12 protein-coding genes, 1 tRNA gene and 1 pseudogene are annotated in these 12136 nt (G+C 72.0%); 6 read left to right on the top strand and 8 right to left on the bottom strand.

Going from position 1 to position 12136, the window contains the following annotated elements:
* Positions 1-235 precede the first annotated feature (235 nt).
* The 4 genes from ACFPLC_RS01820 to ACFPLC_RS01805 are packed head-to-tail and all read left to right on the top strand — an operon-like array spanning position 236 to position 3061.
* The gene (locus ACFPLC_RS01820; RefSeq protein WP_206795330.1) at positions 236-715 is read left to right on the top strand and encodes a DUF6423 family protein; all 480 of its coding nucleotides are present in this window, start codon (positions 236-238) and stop codon (positions 713-715) included.
* A 39-nt stretch (positions 716-754) separates the two neighbouring features.
* On the top strand, positions 755-2083 hold the full coding sequence (locus ACFPLC_RS01815; RefSeq protein ID WP_378235667.1) for an FAD/NAD(P)-binding protein: 1329 nt from the start codon (positions 755-757) through the stop codon (positions 2081-2083).
* Positions 2076-2522, top strand: coding sequence for a DUF6187 family protein (locus ACFPLC_RS01810; RefSeq protein ID WP_191307795.1), 447 nt, complete (start codon positions 2076-2078; stop codon positions 2520-2522). Before ACFPLC_RS01815 ends, ACFPLC_RS01810 begins: the two co-directional genes overlap by 8 nt.
* Complete coding sequence (locus tag ACFPLC_RS01805; RefSeq protein WP_191307793.1) at positions 2510-3061, top strand: carboxymuconolactone decarboxylase family protein; 552 nt, start codon at positions 2510-2512, stop codon at positions 3059-3061. The genes ACFPLC_RS01810 and ACFPLC_RS01805 overlap by 13 nt, the downstream gene beginning before the upstream one ends.
* A gap of 41 nt (positions 3062-3102) precedes the next feature.
* Here the strand turns inward: ACFPLC_RS01805 and ACFPLC_RS01800 are convergent, their stop codons facing one another.
* The 7 genes and pseudogenes from ACFPLC_RS01800 to ACFPLC_RS01770 form a co-directional block, all read right to left on the bottom strand.
* Positions 3103-3216 (bottom strand): hypothetical protein, encoded by a 114-nt coding sequence (locus ACFPLC_RS01800; protein ID WP_378236262.1) that lies wholly within the window; start codon positions 3214-3216, stop codon positions 3103-3105.
* Between the two features lie 331 nt (positions 3217-3547).
* Positions 3548-4618, bottom strand: a complete 1071-nt coding sequence (locus ACFPLC_RS01795) for a nucleotide disphospho-sugar-binding domain-containing protein (protein WP_378198182.1) — start codon at positions 4616-4618, stop codon at positions 3548-3550.
* Positions 4619-4703: 85 nt separating this feature from the next.
* Positions 4704-5221, bottom strand: a pseudogene (locus ACFPLC_RS01790) (dTDP-4-dehydrorhamnose 3,5-epimerase family protein).
* Between the two features lie 231 nt (positions 5222-5452).
* On the bottom strand, positions 5453-5668 hold the full coding sequence (locus tag ACFPLC_RS01785; RefSeq protein ID WP_378235666.1) for a hypothetical protein: 216 nt from the start codon (positions 5666-5668) through the stop codon (positions 5453-5455).
* A 282-nt stretch (positions 5669-5950) separates the two neighbouring features.
* Positions 5951-6027, bottom strand: a tRNA-Arg gene (locus tag ACFPLC_RS01780).
* A gap of 1235 nt (positions 6028-7262) precedes the next feature.
* Positions 7263-7637 carry a peptidase inhibitor family I36 protein gene (locus ACFPLC_RS01775; RefSeq protein WP_378198184.1) on the bottom strand — a complete coding sequence of 125 codons (375 nt, stop codon included), beginning with the start codon at positions 7635-7637 and terminating at the stop codon, positions 7263-7265.
* 178 nt (positions 7638-7815) lie between these two features.
* The gene (locus tag ACFPLC_RS01770; RefSeq protein WP_378198186.1) at positions 7816-8871 is read right to left on the bottom strand and encodes a LacI family DNA-binding transcriptional regulator; all 1056 of its coding nucleotides are present in this window, start codon (positions 8869-8871) and stop codon (positions 7816-7818) included.
* Positions 8872-8930: 59 nt separating this feature from the next.
* Between ACFPLC_RS01770 and ACFPLC_RS01765 the strand changes: the two genes are divergently transcribed.
* The gene (locus ACFPLC_RS01765; RefSeq protein WP_378198188.1) at positions 8931-10112 is read left to right on the top strand and encodes an MFS transporter; all 1182 of its coding nucleotides are present in this window, start codon (positions 8931-8933) and stop codon (positions 10110-10112) included.
* A 186-nt stretch (positions 10113-10298) separates the two neighbouring features.
* The gene (locus ACFPLC_RS01760) at positions 10299-11477 is read left to right on the top strand and encodes a sensor histidine kinase (protein ID WP_378198337.1); all 1179 of its coding nucleotides are present in this window, start codon (positions 10299-10301) and stop codon (positions 11475-11477) included.
* Here the strand turns inward: ACFPLC_RS01760 and ACFPLC_RS01755 are convergent.
* Positions 11451-12089: a histidine phosphatase family protein gene (locus ACFPLC_RS01755; protein WP_378198190.1), complete on the bottom strand. Its 639-nt coding sequence runs from the start codon at positions 12087-12089 to the stop codon at positions 11451-11453. The two genes, ACFPLC_RS01760 and ACFPLC_RS01755, sit on opposite strands and share 27 nt — an antisense overlap.
* Positions 12090-12136 lie beyond the last annotated feature (47 nt).

The following is a 12136-nucleotide window of genomic DNA, read 5'->3' as shown; positions in this document are numbered from 1 at the left end:
GCGCCGAACGGGGTAAGGCAACGCCCGAATGGCGTACGTTCCCGGTGGGCGCAATGCATGCCGCGGAACGGGGTATTCCTCATCTTGACAATGTCTCTTGTGGTATGAAAACCTCGTCGTGTTCGCCGTTGCGGCCGTTATTTTCTGGGGTGAATAACGAGGAGGCTTCGTCATGTCGTCGCCCGAATTGCCAGGACTCGATGTTTCCAGCCGGGTCCGCGCCCGGGACATCCAGCTGACCGGCGTGGCCGATGTCGGCCGCCGGGTACTCATGATCACCGGCGCGATCGACACCACCGATCACGACGTTTCGGTGAGTGTCAGCCTGCCGGAGCCGGGGCGCTGGCAGGTCATCAAGGCCGAGACCAACCTGACCGACCGGACGTGGGTCGCCATGCAGGCGGTGCTGGACGAGGACTCGGTGTTCATCGACGACGCCGCGCTGATGTCGCCCCAGTTCGCGAAGAGCTTCATGACGCCCGACCAGCGACGGCTGACCTTCTACGACGGTGAGGTCCGGCCGGGCGAGGCCGTGCTCAAGACGTACTCGATGGAAACCGGCGGCAGCAAGCCGACGTACTTCTCCTCCCGGTACAGCCCGATCGCCACCGACAGCGCCGAGCAGTCCCAGCAGACGCTCGAGGAGCTGGTCACCAACGGGATGCGGCAGCGGCCGGTGGTCGAGCTGATCGTCCCGATCACGGTGATCGGCTGAACCGGCGCCCGGTCCCGGACTCGGGTGTGAGGGGAATTCGTGATCAAGTTCGTCCCGGAACCGCACCTGCTGGACTCACCACGCGGCCGTGACTGGCCGCGGTTGCCCGCCCCGTCGGCCGCGGACCGCGGCACCCGGCCGGCCGCGACCGCGGAGGTCGTCGTCGTCGGGGCGGGGCCTGCCGGCCTCGCCGTGACGTCGGCGCTTTGGCACCACGGCGTCCGCGACGTCGTGGTGATCGACCGTGACGGCCGCCCGTGCGGGCGCTTCTTCGACCGGATCGACCGGCTCGGCCAGCGTGTCCTGCGCTCGCCCTACGAGCACCACCCGGGAGTCGAGGGCTACCGCGACTGCGAGCTGGTCGACTTCGCCCGGCTGCACTGGGCGCGGTTGACCCCGGTCGAGCGCCGGGAGATCCGGATGTCGCAGGCCGGTCACCGGTCCGTCGTGCCGGTGGACGTCTTCGAGGCCTACTGCGCGCACCTGGCGGCGAGCCACCACGTCGGCGAGAAGACGTGGCGGGGCGAGGTCCGCGAGGTGCTGCCCGCCGCCGACGCGGTCACGGTGCACGCCGGCGCCTTCACCGTCACCGCCCGCCACGTCGTGCTCTGCCTCGGCGAGGAACGGCGCCCGGCGCCGGTTTCGTGGTGGGGCGGCGGCCCGACACCCCCCGGGACCTCGTACTGGGACGAGCCCGTGCCGGACGGCGGGCGGCAGATCGTCGTCGGGGCCGGGCTGACGGCCGCGCACCTGATCACCAACGCGCTTTCGGCCGGGCGGGAGGTGCACTGGGTGCTGCGCGACCCCGGCGAGCGGTACCAGTGCGCCGATGTCAACTCGACGTTCTTCCGCCCGGAGGGCCGCAAGCGGTTCGACAGCGTCGGCTGGGCCGACCGGCTCGCCCTGATGAACCAGTTCCGCCGGGCGTCGATCATGTTCGAGTTCCAGCCGTTGCTCCGGCAAGCCGAAGCGGACGGCCGGCTGGTCGTCTACCGCGGCGAAACCGTGGCCCGGATCGCGACCGGCGTCGGCGGGACGGTGACGGTGCGCCTCGCGAGCGGCCGCCGGATCGCCGCCGACCACGCCGTCTTGGCGCTGGGCACGGCACCGTCGATCGGCGACGGCCTGCTGCCCGCCGAACTGGTCGGCGAGCGCGACGGATGGCCGGCCCTGGACGAGCGCACCCTGGTCTTCGAGCGCGCCCCCCGCGTTTCGGCGGTCGGCGCCGCCACGGCGATGGTCCTCGGCCCGGCGGCCCGGAACATCGACGGGCACCGCGTGGCGACGACCCGGGCGGCCGCGGCCATCGCGGCCGCCGTCCGCGAGGAAAGCCCCGTCCGGACGCTCCGGGAGGCCGTCGGTGTCTGAGCCCGCCGACAGCCGGTTCGCCCTGCCCGACGTCGACGCGCCCGCCGACGTCGAGGTCGGCATCATCCTGCTCGGCCTCGACCCCGACCGCCTGCTCGGCGGGCTGGGCCTGGCGCGGATCGCCGACGATCCGGCGCTGGTCACCCAGCTGGTCGACCAGGTGCGCCACGGGGGCAGCAGTTTCGACCTGCCGGGCCTGGTCGCCCTCGGCCGGGCCCATTGGCGTTCGGTGCGCTCCGCCCTCGACGAGCCGGCGGCGGACACCCCGGGCTCGCTCCGCCAGGAGTGGGTCAAGACCGCCGCGCGCGTCGCCGCGGCCGCGCCCGGTGCGGGCCACGCCTCGATCGCCTACCTGACCGCGTGCGTGTTGCGCCGAGCGGACGTCGATGCCTGCGCCGACGCACCACCGAACGGAGAGGGCCTCCGATGTCCTACCTGAAATCCCTGCCGTCCGAGACGACGCTCCTCCAGGTGTTCCAGGCCTACCCGGGCCCGGCGCGGCACCTGCTGGCCTTCCACGAGCTGGTGCTGCGCGGCGAGTCGCCGTTCACGCCGGGCGAGCGTGAGCTGATCGCGGCCTACGTGTCCGGCCTGAACAGCTGCGACTACTGCCACGGGATCCACACCGTCACCGCCGAAGCGTTCGGCATCCCGGAGGGCACGCTGGCGGCGGCGCTGGCCGACCTCGAGTCCGCGAACGTGGACGCCCGGCTCAAGCCGGTGCTCGCCTACGTCGGCAAGCTGACGCGGACGCCGGCGAAAATGACCGACGCGGACGCCGAAGCCGTCTTCGCGGCCGGCTGGGACGAGCGCGCGCTCCACGACGCCGTCCTGGTCTGCGCCCTGTTCAACTTCATGAACCGGATGGTCGAGGGACTCGGCATCCGCGCCGCCGAGGGCTACACGACGACCTCGGGCGAGAGGCTGAAGAACGCGGGCTACGCGGGGCTGGCGGAGTTGCTCGACGCACCGGCCTGACCGGGCGCGGGCCGGGCTCACGAGCCCGGCCCGCCCGCTCGTCAGGTGTTGAGAACGGCTTCGACGTCCAGCGTGATGTCGACCTTGTCGCCGATGACGACCTTGCTGCCGTCGACCGCGAGGCCGAAGGTGAGCCCGAAGTCGGAGCGCTTGATCGTGGCCCGCCCTTCGAAGCCGATGCGGGTTTCGCCCTCGAGACCGGTCGGGTCGATGCCGAGCAGCTCGAGCCAGATGCCGACCGGCCGGGTCGGCGGTGACGGTCGACCGGGCCGGGTCGTCGGCGGTCACGATCTGCGCGGTGAATCCGGTGAAACTGCCGCGCACCTTGCTCATCAGGTGCCGGACGGAGAACCCCACCGCGGAGTGGAAGTGGTCGACGGTCCACGTGCCGGCGATCCACTCCGGAACCGCCGCCGGCCTCTCCGCCGACCTTGACACCGTCCCCCTCCGGAAGGCACCTTCGCCGTGCTCTGTTCCGGCGGGTATTCATCCGCCCAGCGCCTCGAGATCGGCGACGACATCGAGAGGTGAGAGCTGTGCCGCCATCTCGCGGGCGACGGCCGCGGCAGCCGTGGCGAACGCGGGCGTGCCGAGCAGTTCTTCGCAATGCGCGGCCACGGCTCTCGGGGTGACTTCGTCGGGCAGCATCCTGATCCCCGCCCCGGCCTTGGCGACCGCGTCCGCGTTCTCGAACTGGTCGTCGAACTGCGGCAGCGCCAGTTGTGGCACACCGGCGGAGAAGGCGGTCAGCGTGGTGCCCTGGCCGCCGTGCTGGATCAGCACATCGCAGGCGCCGAGCACCTGGTGCAGCGGCATCCGGCCGGCCTGGCTGACGTTCTCCGGCAAGGGACCCCAGGAGGCTATGGCCCGCTCGTCGACCGCGATCACCACGTCGACGTCCAGCCGCCCGAGCTCCCGCACGGCGGCCAGCATTTTCCCGTGCAGGTCGGGAATTCCGAAACGCGGAACCAGTGTGCCGAGCGTCAGGCAGATCCTGGGTTTCGTGCGCGGCGCCAGCACCCAGTCGGGAACGTCCGCGGTGCCGTTGTAGGGCACGTGCCGGAAGCTCAGGTGGCCCGTCGCGTGCGGCAGGCGCAGGCTGGGGGGCCACGGGCTCAGCGACAGAGCGGGCTCCGGAAGGGTGAGTCCCGCCGCGACCGGCGAGCCGGCGAGCACCTCGACCGCGCCCGCACGGTACTCCGGCAGTTCGGCCACGCCCCACCGCACGTCGGCCAACGGTGTTCCGTGCGCGGCCGCGGCGAGCGGACCGGCGAACTCGGCGCGCTCGCTCAGCACGACATCGGGCCGCCAAGCGTCCACAATGGACATCATCCGCGGCAGCGTGGCGGCAGCGATCCGCCCGAACACCCGGCCGTGCACGTGCCGCCGCTGTTCGATCGGGTGCGTGGACAGGTCCGGGCCCAGCTCGACGAAGTCCATCGGCGGCCCGCTCGACACCGCGGGCAGCCCGGACCGCAGAACCGTGTCGACGAGGTTTTCCGGGACGGCGACCAGCACCTCGTGCCCCGCCGCCCGGCAGGCCCAGGCGAGTGGCACCAGCGGGAAGAAGTGCCCGAGCAGCGGCTCGGTGGTGAACAGGATCCGAATGATTGGCTCCGATCTCGGTAACCGGCAGGCCCGGTCAGTGCCCCAAGGCCACTTCGGCGGCTTTGCACTTGTCGTATGGCGGAAGCAACCCGCGTTCCTGGGCTTCGGCGAGCGTCGGCGCGACTCGGTCGCGCGCGGACAGGATCGGTGTGAGGCCCTGCGGCAGCGGAAGTCCGAGCTCGGGGTCCGTCACCGAGAGCGCGAGCTCGTTCTCCGGCACGTACTCCCCGGAAAACAGGTAGGACATCACGGCGTCCCAGTTGCCGAAGGTCGGTGAATCGACGCGGACGTCCACGACGACATCGATCGCCGATCCCCGGGGGCAGTAGACGTATTCGGCACAGCCGGGCGGCGTCGCCGTGAAGTGCACACCCGGACCACGCCCCGGCGCGAACGGCTGTGACTGGTCTCGGCCACGCTGAAGAGCCGCCGACCGGTGGCCAGCCGGAACGGCGTCTCCTGGAACGGCGAGACGAAGAGGCCGCGATCGTCTGAAATCGGGTTCGGCGTGACTTCCAGGGCACCTTCGACGGAAAGCTCACGTATCTGCATCGCTGTCCCCGCTCAAGAGTGACTCCCACGATGGTCGGACTGCGCCTGGATTCACCGCAGCAAGCGTGGCACCGGCACAACCGGGCCGGCGTCTTCAGCCCTGCTGTTCGCCGCCGGGCGATGGCGGGTGGCGCTTCGCGCGCGGTGTCACCGGACCGCTGTCCTTGTGGAGACAAGACCGCCGGGCTCCGGTGGTCCGGTCCTCTTGCCCGCCCTGCCCGCTCGCCGGCGTCAAGCCGCGTCCGATGTGGAAGGCGGGTGCTCCGTTGGCTCTTCGGGCGTTCGGGGCGGCGGTTCCGGAGTGGGGCGGGCACGGTCGGCGAGGTGGCTGAGTTTGGTCAAGTGGCGTTGGACCAGCCCGGCGCGGCGGGCTTCGTCGAGCGCTGTCCGGGTGATGGTGTTCTGCCGTCGTCGGCGGTGACGACCGCCGGGTGCTTCCTGGTGCACTACGGGTCTCCTTTCCGTTCGGTGCCTCACTCGATCGTGGGGTGCGTGCGCGCACCGAAGTCGCGGTCGATCGGTCAGGTAACAAGGTTGTTTCGGGAAGAACTCATTCGGGCCCCACTGGGCCACCTGGGCGCTTACGCGGTGCGCCTTCCGGAGTCCTGCACGCGAGAGGGGACGAGACGCGGGACCGTCCACAGTGGGAGTACGGCCGAGGCGACGAGTGTGGGCCCGATCACTGGCCCGGGGCACGCCGTGCGCTGCTGCGCACGGCGTCTTCCCTGGTGGCGCCCCCGGCAGGACTCGAACCTGCGACCTAGAGATTAGAAGGCTCTTGCTCTATCCAGCTGAGCTACGAGGGCCCGCGCCGACGGCCGCTACCGATGACCCGGCACTGGCAGCTTAGTCGTCGCCACCCAGTCGATCGTTCGACACCGGCGAATCGTTTCAGGTCTCGTTCGACGTAATTCGGGAGTTTCTGCGCGCACAGCCGTGACCGGACGCCTGGTCCCCTGCTTGAAGCGAGGTGACCCCTCCTCCTGTGTCCGGGGAAGTGCTGAGCGTGACCGAAAGGGCTTTTCCGCGCGGCCGGAACCTGTAATCTGGCCATCAGAAGGCTCTTGCTGTGTCCAGCCAGAACCCTGCTCGCCCGCTCGACCCGCGGCCGGGCAGGCAGCGCCGTGGGCTTCTGCGCACCGCTGCTTGCCCGGCGCAGCGGGCGGCGAGCCCGGTTGCCGGCCCCCTTTCTGCTGGGAAATCGTGTGCAGGAGGCTCCTGCCTGCAGGAACGTCGGCGGCGACCACCTCGGCCGCCTGGCGTTCGGCCGCTGGGTGCGGTCGACCTGGGGGTTGCCGAGCGGTTGGGGGGCCGTCAGGGTCTTGGCGAATGGTGGTTCGGTCTCGGGCGTCGTTGGCGGGTGCGTGCCGGACGGGTGCCCGGCCGCTGGGGTGGTCGGTTTTGTGGCTGCCGCGGGTCCGGCTGTTGGAGCTGTGGTGAGCGGTGGCTCGTCGGGTCGCTGGGTGCGGACGGTGAGTGGTGCCACGGTGCGGGCGCCGGGCGGCTGCCCGGTCCCCGGCGGGCGGCCTGCTGGAGTTCGCCCCCCGGTCGGCTGAAAGCGCCACCCGAGACCTCCAGCAGACCTCCCGCCCGCCCGGGACAGGCTCCGTGCGCCCCGGATGGGCTCGTGTGAGCCCCGGACGGGCCGTATGAGCCCCGGATGGGTCCCGTGTGAGCCTCGGACGGGCCGCGTGAGGCCCGGCCCCCTGGAAGGGCTGCCTGGGGCCTCGGATGGGGAGCGTGAGGTTTCGGATCAGGCCGCGTGAAGCCCGGATGGGGCTCGGTGCGCCCCGGATGGGCTCGTTGCGCCCCAGATCGCTGCGTGAAGCCTCGGAAGTGCTCCCGTAGGCCTCGGAGGGCCTCCTGAGGGGCCCCAGGGACCCCGGGACAGGTTGCGGGGAGCCCGTGGGCGCGCCCTGCCGCAGGGGGCGCGCCCACGGGTGGGGCCGCTTCGGGGGAGCGGCCCCGGTCGGGCCCGGCCGCCGCCGCGAGCCGGCTCCTGCCACGGAGCGGGCGGCTGTGCGGGGCCCGGGTCAGGGGGTCACTCCCAGATCTGGATGCCCCGGACCAGGAATGGCGCGTTCGGGACGTACGTGCCGCCACCCGGGTAGGTGACGAAATCTCCTTCCGTCGAGCATTCCGCGTCCTGGTACACCGTGACGTCGCGGGTCATCAGATTAGCGAACGACGACCCGTCGAATCCTTCCGGCAGTGGCAGGCATTCCTCGGTATTGGCCGTGCGCAGGTCGAAACGCTGGATCTTGCCGCCGTAGCCGTCGGACGGCCACAGGCAGAACTCGCCCTTGCGGCAGCCCGGATCCGTGCCCGCGTGGGCGGCTCCGACGCTGGTCAGGAGCCCGATCATGGCCAGGACCACGATGTGCGGCAGGCGCGAACGAAAACGACGTGAAGACATGGTGGATTTCCCCTCCGGAATCGCGGCTCTTGGAGGGCCGCGGTGAACTGGTGATTCCAGATTGACGGGCGGGGGTGGATTTGTCAGCCCGCTATTTTCATTCTGTGGACAACTGCCCGGCAACGGAAAGGTTGTCCACAGCCGGCAAAGAAGGTCTTGCGGAAAGGTGGGGTCGGTGCTAGCAGGCGCCCGTGCTGCCGCGCACCACCAAGGAAACCGGCACCTCGACCGGCGCCGGCGCCGCACCGTCGTCCAGCAGCCCCAGCGCCAGTTCCCCGGCGATCCGGCCCTTGGCCGCGAGGTCCTGCCGGACGGTGGTCAGCGGCGGCGACGACCACGACGCCGGCGGGCTGTCGTCGAACCCGGCCACCGACAGCTCGCCCGGCACGCTGATCCCCAGCTCCCGGGCCGCGGCGAGCACCGCCAGCGCGAGCTGGTCGGACATGCACAGCACCGCCGTCGGCCGTGGCACCGTCCTCAGCAGCGCGAACGCCCCCGCCATCGCGCTCTCCGCGCTCAGCCCGGCGGCCTCCTCGACGACCACCGGGCACGACCCCAGCTCGTCCAGGTAGCCGCCCAGGCGCTCGCGGACGTCGTGGAAGGGCGCGGCCGCCGCCTCCGCCACGGTCAGCGCGCCCCCGCCCGGGCGCAGATGGCTGCTGGCGGCGAAGATCCCGAACCGCCGGTGCCCCAGGTCCAGCAGGTGCCGCGCGGCCAGCGCCGCGCCGAGCCGGTCCGCGCAGCCGACCCGCGCCACCCCGGGCAGCAGCGGCTGGTCGATCACCACGACCGGCAACCCGCGCGTGCGCACCGCGTCCAGCGAAGGAGCGCCGTCGGGCAGCGAATAGACGATCGCGATGTCGGCCTGCGCCGTCAGCACCCGGTCGGCCGCGGGGCCGCCGGAGGCACCGCCGGGCAGGAGCAGCAGTGCGTGCCCGCGCGGGTCGATCACCCGCGCCAGCGCGTCCAGCGTCAGGTACAGCGCGGGATCGGAGAACGCCATCGACAGAGACGTGTCCAGCAGGACCGCGATCGCCCCCGTCCGGCTGGTCGCCAGGCTCCGCGCCGTCGGGTCCGGACCGGGGTAGCCCAGCTCGGCCGCCACTCGCAGCACCTCGTCCCGCAGCCGGGCGGACAGCTGGTCGGGCCGGTTGTAGGCGTTCGACACGGTGGCGCGTGAGACGCCGACGGCGACGGCGACGTCGTCGAGCGTGGGACGGCGGCGCCGGGTCATCCGCGCAGTCTAGCCGTCACCCGGTGGACTTTCTGAAGCGCTTAAGTCACGCTGAGGGCATGCGAGACCGGATCGCGGTGTTCACTGTCTTCGCCCTCAACGGGCTCGCGCTGGGGTCGTGGGCGTCACGCACGCCCGCACTGACCGCGCAGGTGCACGCCTCACCCGGCGTCTTCGGCCTGGCGCTGCTCGGGGCCAGCGTCGGCATGCTCGCCGCGGCCTCGGTGTCCGGACGGCTGATCGAACGGTCCGGTGCCAGGGCGGTCGTCGCCGGGAGCACCGCGATGGCCGCCGGTTCGCTGGTGCTGATCGGTTTCGCGCCCACCGTTCCGCTGCTGGCCGGGGCGCTGCTGGTGATCGGCGCGAGCGTCGGGATGCTCGACGTCGCGATGAACGTCGCCGGTGTCGCGGTCGAACGTCGCCTGGGCAAGCCCGTGATGTCCGTCTTCCACGCGGGGTTCAGCTTCGGCGCGCTCGCCGGTTCGCTGGCCGCGGGCCTCGCCGCCGGCCACGGCTGGTCCCCGGCGCGCCACCTCACCGTCGCCGCCGTCGTCGCGGTCCTGGTGCTGGCCCTCGTGATCCGCGACGTCCCGGGCATCCGCCCGCAGCACGCCGAAGAACCCGTGGTCACGCCGGCCCGCGCGCCGATCCGGCGGCCGGTGCTGTGGCTGCTCGCCGCGGTCGCGCTGTGCTCGGCCATCGCCGAAGGGGCGTCGTCGGACTGGTCGGCGCTGTTGATGACGGTCGAGCGCGGCGTCGGCCAGGGCGCCGCTGCTTTCGCCTTCTCCGGGTTCCAGCTGGTCATGGCGCTGACCCGGCTGGCGGGCCCGTGGGCGCAACGCCGGTTCGGCCCGACGCGCTGTCTCGCCGCGGGCGCCACCCTCGCCGCCGCCGGGCTGGTCGCCGCGGCCGCGATCCCGGTCGCCGCCGTGGGTTACGCCGGGTTCGCGCTGGCCGGCGCGGGTCTCGCCGCGTCCTTCCCGATGGCCCTCAGCCTCGCCGGGGACGCCGGCAAACGCGGGGACGGCACCGGCGGTGAACGCGAGATCGGCTTCGTCACCGCCGTCGCGTACACCGGCTTCCTGGGCGGCCCGCCGATCGTCGGCGGAATCGCGCAGGCGACGGATTACGACGTGGCGTTCGTCTTCGTCGCGCTCGTCGCGGCGTTGATCCTGCCCGCCGCGCTCGCCGCCCGCCGGTCCCGACGGCGGGAAGAAGCGGAGGCGATGATCCGCCGGTAGCCGTTCCGGGCACGAAATCCGTGCCGCAACCGGCGTTTCCGCCACGTCCCGGGCGTTGACAGTCCGCTGGTGCGCGAGGCAAGGTGAACCCCGTCGGTAAACTGAAATGAATACGGCGACGGTTCGATTTCAGGTCGGCTGATCAAGGCGGGGGCGCCTTGATCCGGGGAGGACGTCGTGAGGGTTGTGCTGCTCGGCGGCGCGGGGGCGCTCGCCGGCGGGAGCGGGCGGTTCGGCGGGACGGGGCTGACGCTCGTGCGGGACGCCGTGCCGCGGCTGGTGCTGGTGCCGGTCGCGTTCCGGCTGGCGCTGTTCCTGCAGGTCGTCTGGTCCGGCGGTCCGTTCGACGCGCCGGTGCTCTGGATCGCGATCGCCCTCTACCTGGTGCCGAACCTCCTCGAGGTGGCCTGGGTTTTCCGCCGTGCCACGGGAATCCGGCCGGTTCTCACCGCCGATACCGCGTACACGCTCGTGACGAGCTTCGCCGCGGCTGTCTTCGCGACGCATTCACCTGAGCTGCTCACCTTGGCGTGGCCGAACATCATGGGCACGGTCATGGTCTGGACCCTGCTGCGCGGCGCGCCCGCCGGGGCCGTCGCGATCGCCGGCGCACTGCTTCTGCGGTACGGCATGGCCGCGGTGTCGGGCACGTCGGCGCCCGCGACGTGGATCCTGCTGGCCCTGGTCGCGGCCGCGGTGACGGCGCTGGCCATCGTGCTGCTCGTCGCCGGGTCCGTGCGGTTCGCGCTCGGGCTGGGCGAGCAGCGCGGCCGGGCCGCCGAGCGGGAACGGCACCGCCGCGACGTCCACGACACGGTCCTGCAGGTCATGGAGTCCCTCGCGCTGCCGGCGCCCGGGGACGCGCTCGACCCGCGCGGCAGCCTCGACGAGGTCCGCCGCATCGCCCGTGCGCACGCCCTGCGCCTGCGGCTGAGCCTCGACGGCGACGCGCCCGCCGAGCCGGGCGGGCTCGAACACCGCCTCGGCGCCCTGGCGGTCGAGATGACGGCGGGCGGGCTCCGCGTCGATCTCGTCGTGCTCGCGAAACCCACCGACGTCCCCGAAGCCGTCGTCAACGCCCTTCACGACGCAACCCGGGAAGCACTGCGAAACACCTTGAAGCACGCGAGGACGGCGAAGGCCGTGGTGTGCCTGGAAGAACGCAAAGGCGTCGTCACCGTGTCCGTCCGCGACCACGGCGCCGGCTTCGACCTCGGCGCGCACCGCGCGGGGTTCGGCATCGAGAATTCGATCCACGCGCGGATGGCCGAAATCGACGGTGCCGCGCGCATCGACTCGGCACCCGGCCACGGCACCCGTGTCGTGCTGACCGCGCCGCTAAAGCTGGGTTTCCCCGTCGGGTGAGTCCCGCCACTGCGCGAACGGGCGGTCCAGCGCCCACTTGCCGTCCTGTTCCTCGAGGACGCGGTATTCGCAGGTCGCCGGGTTGGAGAGGGACTCGAACAGCTCGATGCTCCAGCCGAAGAGGCGCCGGCACAGCAGCCGCAGCGTGAGCCCGTGGGAGACGATCAGCACCGTCTCGGGGTGACTTTCCTCGCGCATCCGCAGGTCCGAGAGGAACGCCGCGACGCGGTCGTCGACGTCCGCGCCCGACTCCCCGTACGGCAGCCGGTAGAAGAAGTGCCCGAACTCGTGCCGCCGCGCCTTCTGGACCTCTTGGTCGGCCGGGTCCTGCAAGTTGCCCCAGTCCTGTTCGCGCAGCCTCGGCTCCTGCACCAGCCGCTCGCACGAAGCCTCGATGTCCAGCAGCCGCAACGTCTCCCGGGTGCGCAGGTAGGGGCTGACGTACACCGCGGGCCGCGTCCCGTCGAGCAGCCGCGCGATCTCCGGCGCCGCCGCGCGGGCCTCCTGCTCGCCCTTGGCGGTCAGCGGCAGGGCGTGGTCGGGGATCCGCGTGTAGGCGAGCTCGTCGACGTTGCCGAGCGACTCGGCGTGCCGCAGCAGGATCATCTTCACGGCGCCCATCCTGCCCGTCACACGGGCCTGACCGGGGCGGGGCATAC

It is taken from the genome of Amycolatopsis plumensis, assembly GCF_042652605.1.
Lineage (GTDB): Bacteria > Actinomycetota > Actinomycetes > Mycobacteriales > Pseudonocardiaceae > Amycolatopsis > Amycolatopsis plumensis.
The sequence above is the reverse complement of the archived record's forward strand: the minus strand, read 5'-3'. Positions and strand labels throughout refer to the sequence as shown.

Excerpts from the sequence above, each read along its gene's own strand:
- ACFPLC_RS01765 (WP_378198188.1), top strand. The coding sequence starts at position 8,931 with ATGCGAGACCGGATCGCGGTGTTCACTGTCTTCGCCCTCAACGGGCTC.
- ACFPLC_RS01770 (WP_378198186.1), bottom strand. The coding sequence starts at position 8,871 with ATGACCCGGCGCCGCCGTCCCACGCTCGACGACGTCGCCGTCGCCGTC.
- ACFPLC_RS01775 (WP_378198184.1), bottom strand. The coding sequence starts at position 7,637 with ATGTCTTCACGTCGTTTTCGTTCGCGCCTGCCGCACATCGTGGTCCTG.
- ACFPLC_RS01805 (WP_191307793.1), top strand. The coding sequence starts at position 2,510 with ATGTCCTACCTGAAATCCCTGCCGTCCGAGACGACGCTCCTCCAGGTG.